We start from the raw sequence: 18,754 nt of genomic DNA on the forward strand, positions 1-18,754 counted from the left end.
CTCGCGGGTCAGGGTTAATCGGCCGTTATGAGCACGCGGGCCTTCATTACCGGTGTATCCGGAACGGAACTGACCGCCGTCGAGCGGGAGTTTATCCGCGACCAACGCCCATGGGGCTTCATCCTATTCAAGCGCAATGTCGCAACGCCAGCTCAAGTCGCTGCACTGGTTGCGGAATTGCGGACGGCGGCAGGTGCTGCCGACGCGCCCATCCTGATCGATCAGGAAGGCGGTAGGGTACAGCGGCTCGGTCCGCCGCACTGGCCGGTCTATCCGCCGGGCGCCGTTTTCTCGACCTTGTACGGCACTGATTCGGCGCTCGGGCTCACCGCGGCGCGCCTGTCCGCCCGCCTGATCGCGGCTGATCTTGCCGATCTCGGCATCACCGTGGATTGCCTGCCGCTGGCCGACGTGCCCGTCGAGGGTGCCGATGCTGTCATCGGGAACAGGGCCTATGGCACCGAGCCCGGCAAGGTCGCGGCGATCGCGCGCGCGGTCACCGAGGGCCTAGCGCAGGGCGGCGTGTTGCCGGTGCTCAAGCACATCCCCGGCCATGGCCGGGCCACTGCCGACACCCATTTCAAGCTGCCGACGGTCGATACGCCCAGGGACGAGCTGGAACGGACCGACTTCGCCGCCTTCAAGCCGCTGTCGGACCTGCCGATGGCCATGACTGCACATGTTGTGTTTAGCGCGGTCGACCCCGCCCATCCGGCGACGACATCTGCGACAATGATTGCTGACGTGATTCGCGGCGCAATCGGGTTCCAGGGTTTGTTAATGAGTGATGACGTGTCGATGAACGCGCTGTCGGGGAATATCGCCGAGCGGACCCGCGCCATCTTCGCGGCCGGCTGCGATGTGGCCCTGCATTGCAACGGCAATATCGAGGAGATGCGCGAGGTCGCCGGCCAGACACCTGAGCTGTCGGGCAGGGCGCTGGAGCGGGCGAACGCCGCGCTCGCCGCGCGCAAGGCGCCGCAACCGCTCGATCGCGTCGCCGCACGCACTGAGCTGGACGCATTGATCGCACGGGCAAACACGGCATCGGCATGACCGCAGAAATTCTATCTTTCGAAACCGGGCGGCCCGCAGAGCTTGCCGAGGGTGAGCCGGCGTTGGTGGTGGACGTCGAGGGCTATGAGGGTCCGCTCGATCTGCTGCTCGCGCTGGCGCGGCAGCAGAAGGTCGACCTCGCCAAGATCTCGATCCTGGCGCTGGCCGACCAGTATCTCCACTTCATCGAAGCCGCGCGAAAGATCCGGCTCGAGCTCGCCGCCGATTACCTCGTCATGGCGGCATGGCTCGCCTTCCTGAAGTCGCGCCTGCTGCTGCCGGAGCCGCCGAGCGCGGAAGGCCCGAGCGCCGAGCAGATGGCGACGGCGCTCGCCAACCGCCTGCGCCGGCTGGAGGCCATTCGCGAAGCCGCCAACCGGCTGATGAACAGGCAGCAATTGCTGCGCGACATCTTCCCGCGCGGCGAGCCCGAGCAGATCGCCGAGATCAAGCACCCGAAATACACGGCGACGCTGTACGATTTGCTCACCGCCTACGCCTCGCAGCGCCAGTCGCGCGTGCTGGCGAGCGTGCATCTGGCCAAGCGCACGGTGTGGTCGCTCGCCGAGGCGCGCGCCACGCTGGAGCGGCTGGTCGGCAGCATCAGCGAGCAGGACGATTGGGGCGTGCTCGACGACTTCCTGGTCCGGCACGTCGCCGATCCGACGCAGCGCGCGACGGTGTTCGCCTCGAGCTTTGCTGCTGCGCTCGAATTGGTGCGCGAGGGTCAGCTGGAGCTGAACCAGAAAGAGGCGTTTGCGCCCATCTATTTCCGGAAGGGGCGCCCCAAACCGGTGCCGGACGCAGCTCCTGCGCCTGATGCGCCGGTCGGTTAAGTGCAAGAAGGAGAAGCTGCCATGGCAAGCCTGGCTGAAGTGCGGGTAGAAGAGGCCGAGCCGATGGAGAACGAATCCCAGGCACGTCCCGAGGAATTGCGGCTGCTGGAAGCACTGCTGTTCGCTTCGAGTGAACCGCTGGATACCGCGACGCTGGCCAAGCGCATGCCCGAGGGCGTCGACGTCAAGGCCGCGCTCGAGCAATTGCAGGCGGACTATTCCTTGCGCGGGGTGAACCTCGTTCGCGTCGCCAACAAATGGACCTTCCGCACCGCCGGCGATCTCGCCTGGCTGATGACGCGGGAGAGCACCGAGACCCGCCGCCTGTCGCGCGCGGCAATCGAGGTGCTGGCGATCATCGCCTATCACCAGCCGGTGACGCGCGCCGAGATCGAGGAGATCCGCGGCGTCGTCACCTCGAAGGGCACGCTCGACGTGCTGCTGGAGACCGGCTGGATCAAGCCGCGTGGCCGCCGCAAGACGCCGGGCCGTCCGCTGACCTTCGGAACCACCGAGGACTTCCTGTCGCAATTCACCCTGGAACAGCTCGGCGATCTGCCGGGCCTCGAGGAGCTGAAGGGCACGGGCCTCTTGGATTCGCGCCTGCCGACCGGATTCAGCGTGCCGACGCCGTCGGACGACCCGCAGCTCCGCGAGGACGAGGATCCCTTGGAACCGGGCGAGGATCTCGATCTGGCGCTGGCGCCTGCGGTTGAGCCCGAGACTCCGGAGGAGGCACCGGAAGGCGGCCAAGAGGAGGGCGGCGAAGGCGGCACCGAAGAGTGAGGCCTTTGCGTTTTACCGGTGCCCTGCGACCGGTTAACACTAGCAAGATTACGTAGTGCCAACAGCGAATTGGCGCTGCCTTGGTCCTTGTTTTTGACACCCGCCAAGCCTAGGTTTCAGTGAAGATCGGCCGGGTCCCCGGCCATGCGCGTTTGGAGGGTTGCAGGATGGGTTCACTCAGCATTTGGCACTGGATCCTGGTGATCGCAGTGGTCCTGCTGCTGTTCGGCCGCGGCAAGATTTCGGATCTGATGGGCGACGTGGCGCAGGGCATCAAGGCGTTCAAGAAGGGCATGCAGGACGACGACAAGCCCGCCGAGAAGCCCGAGCCGGCCAAGTCCATCGAGCACAACAATGCGCCGACCGCGGCGCGGTCCGACGTCGGCAGCAAGGCCGTCTGAGCCAAAGAGCACGCGAGACGCGGGGTGCGGCCCGATCCTGCGCGCAAGGGATTGGGTCGGCTGCGGCTTCGCGTGAACGGAAGACCTCATGTTCGACATCGGGTGGAGTGAACTGGTCCTGATCGGGGTCGTGGCCTTGATCGCCATCGGCCCGAAAGAGCTGCCGGGCGTGCTGCGCATGGTCGGACAGTGGATGGGCAAGGCCCGCAAGATGGCCGCCGAATTCCAGGGCCAGTTCCAGGAAGCGATGCGCGAGGCCGAAATGGCCGACCTCAAGAAGAGCTTCGACGAGGTCAAGGAAGCCGCGACCGGCTTCAATCCGCTGTCCTCGCTCCAGAAGGACGTCAGCGACGCGCTCCGCGTCGACGCGCTGGACAAGCCCGCCGAGACGCCGACCACGACGGCTGTCGAACCACCGGCGACTTCAATTGAAGCGCCTGTCACTCCTACCACTCCGGAAGCGCCGACGCCCGCGACCTTCATGGAAGCCGAGGCGCATGCGGCTGCGAACGAGCCGCTCGCCATCACCCGTGAGGTCGAGCAGGCGCAGGTTGCGCAGGACACCGCGCCATCCGAAGCGATCAAGGACGCCAAAGCGTCATGAGCGACGCCGATATCGAGGCCAGCAAAGCCCCGCTGATGGACCACCTGATCGAGCTGCGCTCGCGGCTGATCAAGGCGCTGCTCGGCTTTGGCGTGGCCTTCATCTTCTGCTTCTTCTTCGCCAAGCAGATCTACAACGTGCTGGTCTGGCCGTTCGTATGGGTCGCGGGTCCGGAGAATTCCAAGTTCATCTACACGGCGCTGCTGGAATATTTCATCACCCAGCTCAAGCTCGCTTTGTTCGGCGCCGGCTTCATCTCGTTTCCGATCGTGGCGACGCAGATCTACAAATTCGTCGCGCCCGGGCTGTACAAGCACGAGAAGCAGGCCTTCCTGCCGTACCTGGTCGCGACCCCGTTTTTCTTCGTGCTCGGCGCGGCGCTGGTCTATTTTGTCGTGCTGCCGATGCTGGTCCGCTTCTCGCTCGGCATGCAGCAGGCCGGCAGCGACGAGACCGCGCAAATCCAGCTTTTGCCCAAGGTCGGCGAATATCTGTCGCTGATGATGTCGCTGATCTTCGCCTTCGGCATCGCCTTCCAGCTTCCGGTGATCCTGACGCTGCTCGGGCGGATCGGCATCGTGACCTCGAAGATGCTGCGCGAGAAGCGCCGCTATTTCATCGTCATCGCCTTCGTCATCGCGGCGGTGCTGACCCCGCCGGACGTGCTCAGCCAGTGCTCGCTCGCGCTTCCCTTGCTCTTGCTCTACGAGGGTTCGATCATCGCGGTGGGGATGGTGGAGAAGAGGGCGGCGGCAGCCTCGCAGGCGACCACCGGCACCGACGTGTCGACGCCGGCCAATCCGGCGGAGTAGGGCGCTTTCGCTCTATCATAGCGCCATTCAGCCCATGATTCGTCATACCCGGGCTTGACCCGGGCATCCACGACTTGATCTAAGGCGGCAGATACGTGGATGGCCGGGATTAACCCGGCCATGACGGGAAGGCAGCCATGCACGACATCAAATCGATCCGCGACAATCCGCAAGCCTTCGACGCCGGCCTCGCCCGGCGCGGCCTGAAGCCGTTGTCGGCCTCGCTGCTCGCGATCGACGAGACGCGGCGCGCGGCGATCCTGGCCTCCGAGCAGGCGCAGGCTCGGCGCAACGCGGCCTCCAAGGAAATCGGCGATGCCAAGAAGGCGAAGGACGAGGCGCGCGCGGCCAAGCTGATGGCCGAGGTCGCCGAGCTCAAGACCACGATGCCGCAGCTCGAGGCCGCCGCGAAAGCCGCCGATGAGGAGCTGACCAAAGAGCTGTCCGCGATCCCGAACATTCCGTTCGACGACGTGCCCGATGGTGTCGACGAGCACGGCAACGTGCAGCACCACGTGTTCGGCAACAAGCGCAACTACGGCTTTGCGCCGAAGCTGCATGACGATCTCGGCACCGCGCTCGGTGACATGGATTTCGAGGCGGCGGCAAAGCTCTCCGGCGCCCGTTTCGTCGTGCTGAAGAAGGGACTGGCGCGGCTCGAACGCGCGCTCGGCCAGTTCATGCTGAATCTGCATGTCGACGAGCACGGCTATACCGAGATCAATCCGCCGCTGCTGGTGCGCAACGAGATCATGTTCGGCACCGGACAATTGCCGAAGTTCGAGGATGATCAGTTCTGGGCGATCAAGGGCGAGCTCCTTGCCTCGCCCGACCAGGAGCGGCTGAGGACAGAGCGCCTCGGCCTCATTCCGACCGCTGAGGTGTCGCTGACCAACCTCGCGCGCGAATCCATCCTCGACGAGAAGCAGTTGCCGATGCGGCTCACCGCGCTGACGCCGTGCTTTCGTGCCGAGGCCGGCGCGGCCGGACGTGACACGCGCGGCATGATCCGCCAGCACCAGTTCACCAAGGTCGAGCTGGTCTCGATTACGACGCCGGAGGTGAGCAAGGACGAGCTGGAGCGCATGCTGTCCTGCGCCGAGCAGGTGCTGCAGCGGCTCGGGCTGCATTATCGCGTGATGACGCTTTGCGCAGGAGACATGGGTTTCTCGTCGCAAAAAACCTATGACATCGAGGTCTGGATGCCGGGGCAGGGCGAGGGCGGGGCATTCCGCGAGATCTCGAGCTGCTCGGTCTGCGGCGACTTCCAGGCACGACGCATGGATGCGCGCTCGCGCGGTCCCGACGGCAAGCCGCGTTTCGTCCACACGCTGAACGGCTCCGGCACCGCGCTCGGCCGCGCGCTGATCGCCGTGATGGAGACCTATCAGCAGGAGGACGGCTCGATCGCGGTCCCCGACGTGCTTCAGCCCTATATGGGCGGCGTGAAGGTGATCGGGCGCGAGTAGGGCGTGTTACCTGCCTGAAACGCAGAAACGTTTGGTTGCGAAGATCGGGCGGCCGGCTATCCTGCCGGCCACCCGCAACGCGAACCCTCCGTTCATGGCCTTGCACCGCGACATCTTCTGGGTCGGCCGACAATGGGCGGTGACGGGGGCCGGGATCCAGGCCGTCGATCAGCGCCTGCGCGGCGTGCTGGACATCGAGATCGCCCGGCTCTGGGACGACGATCTCGTGCAGAGCCGGCGGGCCAAGCCCGGTGTGAACGCTGCCGACTTCGACAACGCGCTGACGGTGGCGCGCGAACGCTTTCCGCGAGAGCCGGAGCCGGATGCGTTCGTTGCGCAATTGGAGGCGCTCGGCGTGATCGAGGCTGCCGTCGTCAGTCCGGCGGTGCCTGCGATGAGTCTGCGTGCTGAGGGGCGGCTGGCGCGCTTCCTTCCACAATGGCGCATCCGCCGCTAACGGGTTCAGGCAGGAACCCCTGATCAGCCGGTTTGCCTGATCGGCCGGAGCCGGATAAGACGGCTTGGACCCCGCTTTTTTGGAATCGAACCTCCGCATGCGCATTCTCTGCACCAATGACGACGGCATTCACGCCCCCGGCCTCAAGGTGGTCGAGGAAATCGCGCGCGCGCTGTCCGACGACGTCTGGGTGGTGGCGCCCGAGCTCGACCAGTCCGGCGTGTCGCACTCGCTGTCGCTGAACGATCCCTTGCGCTTGCGCGAAGTCGGGCCGCGGCACTTTGCCGTGCGCGGCACGCCGACCGACTGCGTCATCATGGGCGCGCGCCATATCCTCGGTGCCAAGCTGCCTGACGTCGTGCTGTCCGGGGTCAACAAGGGCCGCAACGTCGCCGAGGACGTGGTCTATTCCGGCACCATCGCCGGCGCGCTGGAAGGCACCATCCTGGGGTTGCCGTCATTCGCGCTGTCGCAGGAGTTCAGCGTCGAGACCCGCGAGCGCCCGCCATGGGACACCGCGCGCAAGTTCGGGCCCGACATCCTGCGCAAGGTGATTGCCGCGGGCATTCCGAAGGACACGGTCATCAACGTCAATTTCCCGTCCTGCGCGCCGGAGGATGTGCTGGGCATTCGCGTCACGCGCCAGGGCAAGCGCAATCTCGGTTTCCTCAGGATCGACGAGCGCCAGGACGGCCGCGGCAATCCCTATTTCTGGATCGGATTCGAGCGCGCCGCGATGATGGATACGCCGGCCGACGGCACTGATCTGGCGGCGCTTCGCGAGCGCTATGTCTCGGTCACCCCGCTCAGGCTCGACCGCACCAACGAAGCGTTTTCGGAAGAGCTCAGCGCGACGCTGAAGTAACGCTAAAGCGCGATGCGATCAGGATGAATCGTCATCGCGCTTTAGGTTGTCGTTTAAGCATGATCTTTTCGGAAAACCGCTGCGCACTTTTCCGGATCATGCTTTAGCCACCGCGAAGCGCGGCTTCGATGGTCTTGCCGAGCGCGTCGAGCTGGAACGGCTTCTGGAGCGCCGGCCGGTCGCGGTACTGCTCGGGCAGGCCGGAGGAGCCGTAGCCGGTGGCGAAGATGAACGGGCAGCCTTTCGCCTTGATCACATCGGCGACCGGCGAGATCACCTTGCCGTTGACGTTGACGTCGAGAATGGCGATGTCGAACTCGGTCGCCTGGGCGAGCCGCATGGCCTCGGTGATGTCGCCCGCCTCAGCTGCGACCTTGTAGCCAAGCTCCTCGAGCATGTCCGCGACCATCATCCTGATCATCACCTCGTCCTCGACGAGGAATACAGAGCGGCCGGAAAGCCCTGTCGCGGTCATAGTTGAGTCCCTTGCCCATTGCCAAAAACGTTCGCAGATAACACGAATTGACGCAATGCGCGTTTCGACGAACGGATACCTGAAAATGGTCATCGCGGCTCGCCCATGGCAAGCCAATTTGTGGTCAAATGCTCCAGGCGAAGGTTATCATGGGTTCCTGAGCAGGAACACGATTCCTGCGCCCGGGCTTAACGTCCACCGGACCCGGCACGACAGCACAAGCAGGCAATGACCCCCGATCAGCATCCCCCGGAAAAGATGATGTTTCAGCTCTCGCTGAGGCGTCGGGGCATCAGCGATCAGGCGGTGCTGCGAACCATGGAGGAGGTGCCGCGCGAGCTTTTCGTCGACGAGGCCGATCGCGAGGGCGCTTATCGTGACAGCGCGCTGCCGATCGCCTGCGGGCAGACCATCAGCCAGCCCTTCGTCGTGGCCTACATGACCGAGCAGCTCCAGCTTCAGAAGCGGCACCGCGTGCTCGAGATCGGGGCAGGTTCCGGCTATCAGGCCGCCGTGCTGTCGCGGCTCGCCGGCCAGGTCCTGACCGTCGAACGCTATCGCAAGCTTGCCGATACGGCGCGCGCTCGGCTCGAAAAGCTCGACTGTCACAATGTCGAGGTGATGCTCGGCGACGGGCTCAATCTGGCGCCCAATATCGGCCCGTTCGACCGCATCATCGTCACCGCCGCAGTGGAGCGGCTTCCGGACAATTTGGTCGAGCGGCTCGAGGTCGGCGGAATCCTGATCGCGCCGGTCGGCCCGCATCAGGGCGTGCAGACGCTGGTCCGCCTGACCCGCACCGAAGCCGGGATCGAGCGCAAGGAACTCGTCGAGGTCCGCTTCGTGCCGGCACTGCCCGGGGTGGCGCGGGAGCTGTAGATTTCCGGATCGGCTGCGCGGCCAACATCTTATTGGGAGGGTTAAGCCGTTATTTACTCGGCGCGTGTTTACTTAAAACACCAGTTCTGTTGCGTACGAGTGAGTAACCATGTCCGTCGTCGCCGAGTTGCTTTACTCGCGCCGCGTACCGCAGGTCGCGGTGCTGGCGCTGATCTCCTTCAGCTTCGCAGGGTGCAGCGCCGACATGTCGTCGCGGCTGTCCCAGTCGAACTTCTCCAACCCCTTCTCCTCTGACCAGACCGGTTCGGTGCAGCAGGCCCCGCCGCCGCAGCAGCGCGAGCTGCCGCAATATTCGCGGCCGCAGACGCAGCCGGGCTATTATCAGTCGCAGCCCTTGCCGCCGCCGGCGGTGGCCGCACCGCAATCCTATCCAGTCACGGGTGGTGGTGGCGTGTCCGGAGGCGGGCGCGGCGTCAGCTCCTACGCGCCCCCGGCGCAGCCGCATCTGGAAACCACGGCCACCGTGCCGCCGCGTTCCGTTGCCGCGGCTCAACCGGCCGGAGGGACCAAGATCATCGTCGGCACCAGCGATACGCTCGACGTGCTCGCCAAGCGTTATCGTGTCACGCCGCAGGCGATCCTCGCGGCCAACGGCTACAAGGGGCCGCGCTCGCTCTCGCCCGGCCAGCAGCTGATCATCCCGCATCCGGCCACCGCCGCTGCACCCGCGCCCGCGTTGGCTCCCGTCGCGGCGGCTCCCGCGATGGCGCCTGCAGCCAAGCCGGTTGCGGCGTTGGCTGCGCCGCTGAGCACCCACTTCGTCAATCACGGCGACACGCTCGCCAGCATTGCCCGCAAGAACCATATATCGTCGGCTGAGCTCGCCCGTGCCAACGGCCTCGATCCGTCGGCCAAGCTCAAGCTCGGCACCAGGTTGACCGTGCCCGGTGCCAAGACCGCTGTCCTCGCGGCGCCGGTTGCGGCGGCTCCCGTGGGGGCTGCTCCGGTTGTCGGGACGCTCCAGCCGGTTGCTGCCGCTCCTGCGCCCGCCACCAAGATGGCGGCTATCGCCGCACCGGTGCAGAGTGCTCGGCTGGCTCAGGCCACGACCAATGTCGAAGAGAAGCCCGCCGAGGCTCCGGCGAAAGCCGCGGAGACCACCAGCGCGCTGCCGACCTTCCGCTGGCCGGTGCGCGGCAAGGTGGTCACCACCTACGGCGCCAAGACCAACGGCAAGTCCAATGACGGCATCAATCTCGCGGTGCCCGAGGGGACGCCGGTCAAGGCGGCCGAAGACGGCGTCGTCGCCTATTCCGGCAATGAGCTGAAAGGTTACGGCAATCTGGTCCTGGTTCGGCACTCCAACGGCTACGTCACCGCATATGCCCATGCGAGTGAGCTGATGGTGAAGCGCGGCGATACCATCAAGCGCGGTCAGGTCATTGCCAAGTCGGGTCAATCCGGGGAGGTGGCGTCGCCGCAGCTCCACTTCGAGATCCGCAAGGGATCGAGCCCGGTTGACCCGCTTCAATTCCTGAACGGGGCGTAAGGCCTAAATTGCCTCCGCATTGAAGCTGTCGTCGCCCGGCCTGGCCGGGCGACCCAGTATTCCAGAGACAGTCATTGTTGAGCCGAAAAGCCGCGGCGTACTGGATTCCCGCTCCGGTGCGCAATTGCGCACAAGGCGGGGAATGACAGTTGTGGGCGGGGCTATAGCTAGCCTTACTTCGCCGTCAGCTTCACGCCGAGCCGGCCCGCCAGCTCCTGCACGAACTGCCAGGCGACGCGGCCCGAGCGGGAGCCGCGGGTGGTCGACCATTCCAGCGCCTCGCGCTCCAGCGGCTCATCGTCAACTTCAATGCCGAAATGGCTGCAATAGCCGCGCACCATGGCGAGGTATTCGTCCTGGCTGCAGCGGTGGAAGCCGAGCCACAGGCCGAAGCGATCTGACAGCGAGACCTTCTCCTCGACGGCTTCGCCGGGATTGATCGCGGTCGAGCGCTCGTTCTCGATCATGTCGCGCGCCAGCAGATGGCGGCGGTTGGAGGTGGCGTAGAGGATGACATTCTCGGGCCGGCCCTCGATGCCGCCTTCGAGCACGGCCTTCAGCGATTTGTAGGACGCGTCATTGCCGTCGAAGGAGAGGTCGTCGATGAACACGATGAAGTGGAAGCTGGCGTCCCGGAGCTTCTCCATCAGCATCGGCAGCGTTTCGATGTCCTCGCGGTGGATCTCGATCAGCTTCACCCTGTCCGCCGGCTTGCGCTCCGCGTTGATGCTGGCGTGCGCCGCCTTCACCAGCGACGACTTGCCCATGCCGCGCGCGCCCCAGAGCAGCGCGTTGTTGGCGGGCAGGCCATTGGCGAAGCGCTCGGTGTTCTCCATCAGGATGTCGCGCATCCGGTCGACGCCCTTGAGCAGGAACAGCTCGACGCGGCTGACCCGCGGCACCGCGGCGAGGCGGCCGTCGGGGTGCCAGACATAGGCATCGGCCTGCTTGAAGGACTCGCGTTCGAGGGCCGGCTTGCCCTGGGCGGACAGGTGCGCCGCAATGGTCTCCAGCGCGCGGACGATGCGCTCCTGGGAGAGGTCTGGGGCGGCCTTGACGGCCCCCTTGGTCGTCCCCTTGGGGCGTTTTGCCGCGACGGGGGCGGGCTTGCGGGCAGGGGTGCGGGGGCCTTTGCCGGCCGGGCTTTTGCTAAGGTTTTTGGGCATGTCCGAAGTTCCTGAGAACGCAGCCTTATCGGGCCTGACGGCGCGCCGCAAGGTGGGTCAAAAGGGCAGTCTGGCAGCGTTGCAATTGGGGCAATGGCCGCTATAGTCCGCGCGAATTTGACCGAACCGGTCGCCTTTGAGGGCCTGACCGGCTTTCCCCCGTTCTCACGAGGATCGTCCGAATGCTGATTACCCCTGCGTATGCCCAGGCCGCGGGCGCCGGCGACACCAACAGCATGTTGATGTCGCTGCTGCCGTTCGCCCTGATCTTCGTGATCATGTACTTCCTGATTCTGCGTCCGCAGCAGAAGAAGGTCCGTGATCATGCCGACCTCGTGAAGAATATCCGCCGCGGCGACACCGTCGTGACCTCGGGCGGCCTCGTCGGCAAGGTCACCAAGGTCGTCGACGACGACCAGATCGAGTTCGAGATTTCCGACGGCGTCCGCGTGCGGCAGATGCGCCAGATGATCTCGGGCGTGCGCGCCAAGGGCGAGCCGGCGAAGGAATCCAAGGATAGCAAGGAAGCCGCCAAGGACGACGCCGCCTCGAAGTGAGCGCGTCCGCGAGCATCTCAAGTCTCCTGATCTGACAGGTCCAGTCGATGTTGTATTTCACGCGGTGGAAGGCGCTCGGGATCATCCTGACGGCGCTGATCGTGTGCCTCTGCGCGGTCCCGAACTTCTTCCCCGAGGCCCAGGTCAAGACCTGGCCCGCCTGGGCGCAGCGCCGGCTCGTGCTCGGCCTTGACCTCCAGGGTGGCTCCTACCTGCTGCTCGAGGTCGATTCCAACTACGTGAAGAAGGAACGGCTCGACCAGGTCCGCGACGACGTTCGCCGCACGCTGCGCGATGCCAAGATCGGCTTTACCGGCGGCGTCACCGTGCGCAACGACGCGGTCGAGGTTCGCATCACCAAGGAATCCGACGCTCAGGCGGCGCTCGCCAAGCTGCGCGAGCTGTCTCAGCCGCTGGGCGGCCTGATGGGATCCAGCGGTCAGCGCGACCTTGAGGTGACCGATGCCGGCGGCGGGGTGATCCGCCTGAGCGTCCCGCAGGCCGCGATGCTCGATCGCCTGCGCAAGACCATCGAGCAGTCGATCCAGATCGTCGAACGCCGCGTCAACGAGCTCGGCACCGTCGAGCCCGTGATCCAGCGCCAGGGGAATGACCGCATCCTGGTGCAGGTCCCCGGACTTCAGGACCCGACCCGCCTGAAGGAACTGCTGGGCAAGACTGCGAAGATGGAATTCCGCATGGTCGACACCTCCGTGCCGCCGGATCAGGCGCAAGCGGGCAGGTTGCCGCCGGAATCCGAACTCCTGATGAGCGCATCGCCGCCGCCCACGCCCTATGTGGTCAAGAAGCAGGTGCTGGTCGCCGGTGGCGATCTGACCGACGCCCAGGCGAGCTTCGACCAGCGCACGGGCGAGCCGGTCGTCAGCTTCAAGTTCAACACCTCGGGTGCGCGCAAGTTCTCGCAGGCCACACAGGAGAACGTGGGCCTGCCGTTCGCGATCGTTCTGGATAACAAGGTGATCTCGGCGCCCGTCATCCGCGAGCCCATCACCGGCGGCCAGGGCCAGATCTCCGGCAGCTTCACCGTGCAATCGGCCAACGATCTGGCGATCCTGCTGCGCGCCGGCGCATTGCCGGCGCCGCTGACGGTGGTCGAGGAGCGCACCGTCGGTCCGGGCCTCGGCCAGGACTCGATCGAGAAGGGCGAACTCGCGGCCTATGTCGGCTCCATCCTCGTCATCATCTTCATGCTGCTGACCTATCGGCTGTTCGGGGTGTTCGCGAACATCGCCGTGGCCATCAACGTCGCCATGATCTTCGGCCTGCTGTCGCTGCTCAACGCCACGCTGACGCTGCCCGGCATCGCCGGCATCGTGCTCACCGTCGGCATCGCCGTGGACTCCAACGTGCTGATCTACGAGCGCATCCGCGAAGAGCTGCGCGGCGGTCGCAACGCGATCTCGGCGATCGACGCCGGCTTCAAGCGGGCGCTCGCGACTATCCTCGATTCCAACATCACAACCTTCATTGCCGCCGCGGTGCTGTTCTACATCGGCACCGGCCCGGTGCGCGGCTTCGCCGTGACGCTCGGCATCGGCATCATCACCACGGTGTTCACCGCCTTCACGCTGACGCGGCTGATCGTCGCCTGGTGGGTGCGGTGGAAGCGGCCGCAGAGCGTGCCGATCTAGGAGCCTGATCGTGACTCACACCGTTCTCATCGGGCTCGGCGTCCTCATTGCCGTCCTCACCGTGGTTGCCGCGCTCGGCCTGCTGCCGTCGCTGCGTATCGTCCCTGACGAAACGCATTTCGATTTCACGCGCTTCCGCCGCATCAGCTTCCCGATCTCGGCGGCGCTGTCGATCGTCGCGATCACGTTGTTCTTCACCCATGGCCTGAATTTCGGCATCGACTTCCGCGGCGGCACGCTGCTGGAGGTCAGGGCGAAGTCGGGCGCCGCCGACATCGCCGCGATGCGCACGACGCTGGATGGATTGCGTCTCGGCGAAGTGCAGTTGCAGCAGTTCGGCGATGCCGCGAACGTCCTGATCCGCGTCGCGGAGCAGCCGGGCGGCGATGCCGCGCAGCAGGAGGCGGTGCAGAAGGTTCGTTCCGCGCTCGGCGATTCCGTCGAGTATCGCCGCGTCGAAGTGGTCGGCCCGCGCGTCTCCGGCGAGCTGCTGGCCTTCGGCATGCTCGGTCTGATGCTCGCGATCGTCTCGATTCTGATCTATCTCTGGTTCCGGTTCGAATGGCAGTTCGCGTTAGGGGCCATGATCGCCAACGTGCACGACATCGTGCTCACGATCGGCTTCATGTCGATCAGCCAGGTCGATTTCGACCTGACCAGTATCGCCGCGCTGCTGACCATTCTCGGCTATTCGCTCAACGACACCGTCGTCATCTACGACCGAATCCGCGAAATGCTGCGGCGCTACAAGAAGATGCCAATGCCGCAGCTGCTCAACGAGTCCATCAACTCGACGCTGTCGCGCTCGATCATCACCCACTTCACGGTGACGCTGGCGCTGCTGGCGCTGCTCCTGTTCGGCGGGCACGCGATCCACAGCTTCACCGCGGTGATGATGTTCGGCGTGGTGCTGGTCGGCACCTACACCTCGATCTTCATCGCGGCGCCGATCCTGATCTATCTCGGCGTCGGCGAGCATCGCGAGGATGCGCCCGATACGGCACCACCGGCGAAGAAAAGCAAGGCATGATCCGAACCGCATGCCCTCGCAGGCGTTTGCGAGGGCAGTAAGCCCATTCGGACGAAGCTCATGGCCGGCGATCCCAATGCACCGCATTTCCCGCGCTCGGCGCCGATCGAGGCCTATGGCAAGGGCGGCTTCGCCTTCGCCGGCATGTCGCATCGGGGCTCGCTGCTTTGCCTGCCCGACGCGATCTGGGCCTGGGACGTGACGGATCCCCAGAAGATCGACCGCTATTCGCTGGACCGGGTCTTCACGGCCGCCAACAGCATCGACACGCTCCTGATCGGCACCGGAACCGGGGTCTGGCTGCCGCCGCCGGCGCTGCGGCAGGCGCTCAAGGCGGTGAGGGTGGTGCTGGATACGATGCAGACCGGCCCTGCGGTGCGCACCTACAACATCATGATCGGCGAACGGCGGCGGGTTGCCGCTGCACTGATCGCGGTGCCATGAACAGCACATGAGCAGCGCCGCGCCGCCGCCCGATTCCGTCACCTTCTGCGCCGATCTCGTGCGCAGCCATGACTTTCCGCGCTACGTCGCGACGCTGTTCGCGCCCGCCGCCGAGCGCCGCGCGCTGCTGGCGCTCTATGCCTTCAATGTCGAGATCGTCCGCGTCCGCGATCAGGTGAGCCAGCCCTTGCCCGGCGAAATCCGCTTTCAATGGTGGACCGACATGCTCTCCGGCCACGTCCATGGCAGCGCCGAGGGCAATCCGGTGGCGGCGGAGCTGCTGCGCGCGATCCGCGATTTCGACCTGCCGGTCGAGCCGCTGTCGCTGCTCGTCGACGAGCACCAGTTCGACCTCTACAACGACCCGATGCCGACCATGGCGGCGCTGGAAGGCTATCTGGCCGCGACCTCATCGGCGCTGTTCGCTCTGGCGGCGCAGATCCTGGCGCCGCCCTCGGACGCCACCGAGCATCTCGCCCGTCATGCCGGGCTGGCGCAGGGCATCGTCCAGGTCATTGCAAACCTGCCGCGCGACGCCGCGCATCGGCAATTGTTCCTGCCGCAGCAGGTGCTGACGAGCCACGGTTGCAACATGGAAGATGTGTTCGCCGGCAAGGAGACGCCGAATTTGCGTTCCGTGCTGGAGCAGCTCGCGGGCGAAGCGAGGCAGCATCTGGCTACGGCCCTGTCGTTGCTGCCGGAGGTGCCGGCAGCGGCGCGGGCAGCATTTCTGCCGATTGGACAGGTGCGGGCCGACCTCAAGCTGCTGTCGCAACCCGGGCGCAATCCCTTCACGCCGAGGCCATCGTCCCGGCTGCGCACGCTGTGGACGCTGTGGCGGGCTTCGCGGTCGCGCGAGTTTACCAAATAGCGGCTGGCTTATCGCCTGAGCCGGCCAAATGCCCTATGCTGTCCTATGGCTGACTTGTCCCCAATCCCACCCTTTGATCTCAGCGGTCTGCCGGTCGCCCCAAGCGACATTGCTGCCGCAGCCGAGACGATCAGGGGCGCCGTCGTCGAGACGCCCTGCAGCTACAGCCGCACGCTGAGCAGCATCTGCGGCTGCGAGATCTGGCTCAAATTCGAGAACCTCCAGTTCACCTCCTCGTTCAAGGAGCGGGGCGCGCTCAACCGCCTCACCGCGCTAACGCCGGAGGAGCGCGCGCGGGGCGTGATCGCGATGTCGGCCGGTAACCACGCGCAGGGCGTCGCCTATCACGCCAAGCGGCTCGGCATTCCCGCCACCATCGTCATGCCGGTCGGCACGCCCATGGTGAAGGTCGAGAACACCAGGCATCACGGCGCTGAAGTGGTCGTCACAGGCGCGACGCTGGAGGAGGCGGCCGCGTTCGCGCGAAGCCACGGCGAAGCCAAAAGCATGATCTTCGTCCACCCCTACGACGATCCGCTGGTGATCGCGGGGCAGGGCACGGTCGGGCTGGAGATGATGAGGGCCGTGCCGGAGCTCGACACGCTGGTCGTGCCGATCGGCGGCGGCGGCCTGATCAGCGGCATCGGCATCGCGGCGAAATCGATCAAGCCGTCGCTGCGAATTCTGGGCGTCGAGGCCTGGCTCTATCCCTCGATGTACAACGCCATCCATGACGGCAATCTGCCGGCGCGGGGCGACACGCTCGCCGAAGGCATCGCGGTGAAATCGCCCGGCAAGATCACGACCGAAATCGTCCGACGCCTCGTCGACGACATTGCGCTCGTCAACGAGGCCGAGCTCGAGCGCGCGGTCGCAACCCTGATCTCGATCGAGAAGACGGTCGTCGAGGGCGCCGGCGCCGCCGGCCTTGCCGCGCTGATGTCCGATCCGTCACGCTTTGCCGGCCAGAAAGTCGGTCTCGTCCTGAGCGGCGGCAATATCGACACGCGGCTGATCGCATCCGTCCTCACGCGCGAGCTGGCGCGCGAGGGGCGGCTGACCCAGCTCTCACTCGACATTCCAGACAGACCCGGGCAATTGGCCGCCGTCGCGGCCCTTTTGGCCGAGGCCGGCGCCAACATCATCGAGGTTTCGCACCAGCGGACCTTCTCCGACCTGCCGGCCAAGGCCACACTCCTGCAACTCGTCATCGAGACCCGCGACAGCGCCCATCTCGACGAGGTGATGGCGAAGCTCAGTGCGTCCGGACTGAGCGCGCGCTGCACCTAGGGCACGTTGAAGACGCCAGGCCGAGCCGAGCGCTACTCCGGAAGGCCTGCGATGCGGAGGGCGTCGCCGAGCGAGGAAGCAAGCGCTGGCGCGCAGTTGACGCCCTGAAATTGACGGCCATAGCGGAACGTCGGGTGCAGCTCCAGCACCCGCGCGGCCGCCGCCTTCGCCTCCTGCAATCGTCCAAGCTTTGCCAGCGCCGCGGCCAATTGCACATGGGTGATGCTGTGGCGAGGATTGGCCTGAACCGAGCGGTAAGCGGCGCGGCACGCATCCTCATATCGGCCGTGATGGAAGTGCCCGAGAGCCTGGGCGTCGAAAGCGGCGAAAGCCCATGGATCGAACGGGCTGAGCCGCAGGCCTCGTTCGCTCCATTCGATAGCGCGGTCAGCATCTCCGCCCCAGCCGAGCATGACGCTGCCGAGGATGTAGGTCAGCGCCGATGATGGGCTGATGGCGAGCGCGGCCTCGAACGCGATGAAGGCTGCGGGGCGATCGTGCCCGTCCATGCCGATCGAAAAGCCTGCGAGCGTGAGAGCAAGCGCATCATCCTGGCCATGGGCGATGGCCGAGCGCGCGTGGCGGATCGAGGCCTCGCGATTGGCCTCCTGCAAACCGGCTCGAAGAAACAGGCAATGATGGCACATCGCTGCATTGCCGTGCGCAAGCGCATACGCAGGCTCGAGCGCGATCGCACGTTCGAGCAGCACGAGCGCCTGGGTGACCTGGGCTGGCATGCCGGAATCAACGTCCGGCTGGGCGCGCAGGACGAGATCATAGGCATCCAGGCTGTCCGGCCGCTTGCGCCTGACCCTGTTGATCTCGGCGCGCCGCAGGCTGGGTGCGATCGCACCGACGGTCGACGATGCGATGTCGTCCTGGAGGGCGAAGACGTCTTCGGACCGGCGGTCAAATCGCTCGGCCCATACGTGCATGCCAGTCGACGCATCGATCAACTGACCGGTGATGCGGACCAGCGTGCCGGTCTTGCGGACACTGCCTTCCAGCACGTAGCGTACGCCAAGTTCGCGGCCGACCTGCTTCACGTCCACCGCGCGGCCCTTGTACGCGAACGTGGAATTCCGCGCGATCACGAACAGCCAGTTGATGCGCGAGAGGCCGGTGATGATGTCGTCGACCATCCCGTCGGCAAAATAGTCCTGCTCCTCGTCGCCGCTCAAGTTCGTGAAAGGTAGCACTGCGATCGACGGCCTGTCGGGCAGTGACAGCAACGGCGCTTGCGGTGTTGCTCGTGCGGGATCCGGATCGGGCTTCGTCACGGTCGGACCGACATAGCGATAGCCACGGCGCGGCAGCGTTTCGATCCAACGCGCCTCGCCGGAGATGCCCGCCAGCGTGCGCCGCACCGCCGCGATCTGGACGGTCAGGTTGCTGTCCTCGACGGCCTGGGCTGGCCAGGCCGCCTCGATCAAGGCCTCCTTCGAAACCGGCACACCAGCCTGCCGGACGAGGACCGCCAGCAGCAGCACTGCGCGCTGGCCGAGAGCGGTCGGCTCAGCACCGTGGAACAGGATCCCCGCATCGCCATCGAGCCGAAAGGGACCAAATTCAAGGATCGTGGCCATCGCCGAAG

The 18,754-nt window shown here is 65.7% G+C and carries 20 protein-coding genes; 17 read left to right on the top strand and 3 right to left on the bottom strand.

Annotation, left to right across the window (positions count from 1 at the left end; translation table 11 throughout):
- Positions 1–27: 27 nt before the first annotated feature.
- The 9 genes from nagZ to surE all read left to right on the top strand — a co-directional run bounded on the left by nagZ (position 28) and on the right by surE (position 7,286).
- Entirely contained in the window at positions 28–1,056 is a 1,029-nt protein-coding gene (gene nagZ / locus GDN70_RS19500; RefSeq protein ID WP_028145383.1) for a beta-N-acetylhexosaminidase, read from the top strand.
- A complete protein-coding gene (locus tag GDN70_RS19505; RefSeq protein WP_018317872.1) occupies positions 1,053–1,892 on the top strand; it encodes a ScpA family protein in 840 nt (279 codons plus the stop codon). The genes nagZ and GDN70_RS19505 overlap by 4 nt, the downstream gene beginning before the upstream one ends.
- Positions 1,893–1,913: 21 nt before the next feature.
- Positions 1,914–2,678, top strand: coding sequence for an SMC-Scp complex subunit ScpB (scpB, locus tag GDN70_RS19510; protein WP_028145382.1), 765 nt, complete (start codon positions 1,914–1,916; stop codon positions 2,676–2,678).
- Positions 2,679–2,845: 167 nt separating this feature from the next.
- Entirely contained in the window at positions 2,846–3,079 is a 234-nt protein-coding gene (locus GDN70_RS19515; protein ID WP_028145381.1) for a twin-arginine translocase TatA/TatE family subunit, read from the top strand.
- Positions 3,080–3,167: 88 nt separating this feature from the next.
- Positions 3,168–3,683 (top strand): Sec-independent protein translocase protein TatB, encoded by a 516-nt coding sequence (gene tatB / locus GDN70_RS19520; protein ID WP_028145380.1) that lies wholly within the window; start codon positions 3,168–3,170, stop codon positions 3,681–3,683.
- Positions 3,680–4,495, top strand: a complete 816-nt coding sequence (gene tatC / locus GDN70_RS19525; protein WP_028145379.1) for a twin-arginine translocase subunit TatC — start codon at positions 3,680–3,682, stop codon at positions 4,493–4,495. The genes tatB and tatC overlap by 4 nt, the downstream gene beginning before the upstream one ends.
- A gap of 137 nt (positions 4,496–4,632) precedes the next feature.
- The gene (serS, locus tag GDN70_RS19530; protein ID WP_028145378.1) at positions 4,633–5,964 is read left to right on the top strand and encodes a serine--tRNA ligase; all 1,332 of its coding nucleotides are present in this window, start codon (positions 4,633–4,635) and stop codon (positions 5,962–5,964) included.
- A 94-nt stretch (positions 5,965–6,058) separates the two neighbouring features.
- Positions 6,059–6,421 (top strand): hypothetical protein, encoded by a 363-nt coding sequence (locus tag GDN70_RS19535; protein WP_028145377.1) that lies wholly within the window; start codon positions 6,059–6,061, stop codon positions 6,419–6,421.
- A gap of 97 nt (positions 6,422–6,518) precedes the next feature.
- Complete coding sequence (surE, locus tag GDN70_RS19540; protein ID WP_018317879.1) at positions 6,519–7,286, top strand: 5'/3'-nucleotidase SurE; 768 nt, start codon at positions 6,519–6,521, stop codon at positions 7,284–7,286.
- A 103-nt stretch (positions 7,287–7,389) separates the two neighbouring features.
- Here the strand turns inward: surE and GDN70_RS19545 are convergent, their stop codons facing one another.
- Positions 7,390–7,761 (bottom strand): response regulator, encoded by a 372-nt coding sequence (locus GDN70_RS19545; protein WP_008547195.1) that lies wholly within the window; start codon positions 7,759–7,761, stop codon positions 7,390–7,392.
- A gap of 228 nt (positions 7,762–7,989) precedes the next feature.
- On the opposite strand from GDN70_RS19545, the gene GDN70_RS19550 reads away from it, so the two are divergent.
- Entirely contained in the window at positions 7,990–8,640 is a 651-nt protein-coding gene (locus GDN70_RS19550) for a protein-L-isoaspartate(D-aspartate) O-methyltransferase (protein WP_028144473.1), read from the top strand.
- Positions 8,641–8,749: 109 nt separating this feature from the next.
- Entirely contained in the window at positions 8,750–10,150 is a 1,401-nt protein-coding gene (locus GDN70_RS19555) for a LysM peptidoglycan-binding domain-containing M23 family metallopeptidase (protein WP_152102907.1), read from the top strand.
- A 173-nt stretch (positions 10,151–10,323) separates the two neighbouring features.
- Here the strand turns inward: GDN70_RS19555 and GDN70_RS19560 are convergent, their stop codons facing one another.
- Positions 10,324–11,316, bottom strand: a complete 993-nt coding sequence (locus GDN70_RS19560; protein ID WP_038973366.1) for an ATP-binding protein — start codon at positions 11,314–11,316, stop codon at positions 10,324–10,326.
- 182 nt (positions 11,317–11,498) lie between these two features.
- On the opposite strand from GDN70_RS19560, the gene yajC reads away from it, so the two are divergent.
- Genes yajC through GDN70_RS19590 form a run of 6 tightly spaced genes read left to right on the top strand, consistent with a single transcriptional unit; the run spans position 11,499 to position 17,160 of the window.
- Entirely contained in the window at positions 11,499–11,873 is a 375-nt protein-coding gene (gene yajC / locus GDN70_RS19565; RefSeq protein WP_014495068.1) for a preprotein translocase subunit YajC, read from the top strand.
- A gap of 47 nt (positions 11,874–11,920) precedes the next feature.
- Complete coding sequence (gene secD, locus GDN70_RS19570) at positions 11,921–13,525, top strand: protein translocase subunit SecD (protein ID WP_028144476.1); 1,605 nt, start codon at positions 11,921–11,923, stop codon at positions 13,523–13,525.
- A gap of 10 nt (positions 13,526–13,535) precedes the next feature.
- Complete coding sequence (gene secF, locus GDN70_RS19575; RefSeq protein ID WP_028144477.1) at positions 13,536–14,555, top strand: protein translocase subunit SecF; 1,020 nt, start codon at positions 13,536–13,538, stop codon at positions 14,553–14,555.
- 60 nt (positions 14,556–14,615) lie between these two features.
- Entirely contained in the window at positions 14,616–14,999 is a 384-nt protein-coding gene (locus GDN70_RS19580; protein WP_028144478.1) for an Mth938-like domain-containing protein, read from the top strand.
- A 7-nt stretch (positions 15,000–15,006) separates the two neighbouring features.
- Positions 15,007–15,870, top strand: coding sequence for a phytoene/squalene synthase family protein (locus tag GDN70_RS19585; protein ID WP_152102908.1), 864 nt, complete (start codon positions 15,007–15,009; stop codon positions 15,868–15,870).
- A gap of 45 nt (positions 15,871–15,915) precedes the next feature.
- Complete coding sequence (locus GDN70_RS19590) at positions 15,916–17,160, top strand: threonine ammonia-lyase (RefSeq protein ID WP_038973368.1); 1,245 nt, start codon at positions 15,916–15,918, stop codon at positions 17,158–17,160.
- Positions 17,161–17,192: 32 nt separating this feature from the next.
- Here GDN70_RS19590 and GDN70_RS19595 read toward each other — a convergent pair whose 3' ends face one another.
- On the bottom strand, positions 17,193–18,746 hold the full coding sequence (locus GDN70_RS19595) for a winged helix-turn-helix domain-containing protein (protein ID WP_028144481.1): 1,554 nt from the start codon (positions 18,744–18,746) through the stop codon (positions 17,193–17,195).
- Positions 18,747–18,754 lie beyond the last annotated feature (8 nt).

Origin of the sequence: Bradyrhizobium sp. TM102, from assembly GCF_009176685.1 — a bacterium.
GTDB classification, from domain to species: domain Bacteria; phylum Pseudomonadota; class Alphaproteobacteria; order Rhizobiales; family Xanthobacteraceae; genus Bradyrhizobium; species Bradyrhizobium ottawaense.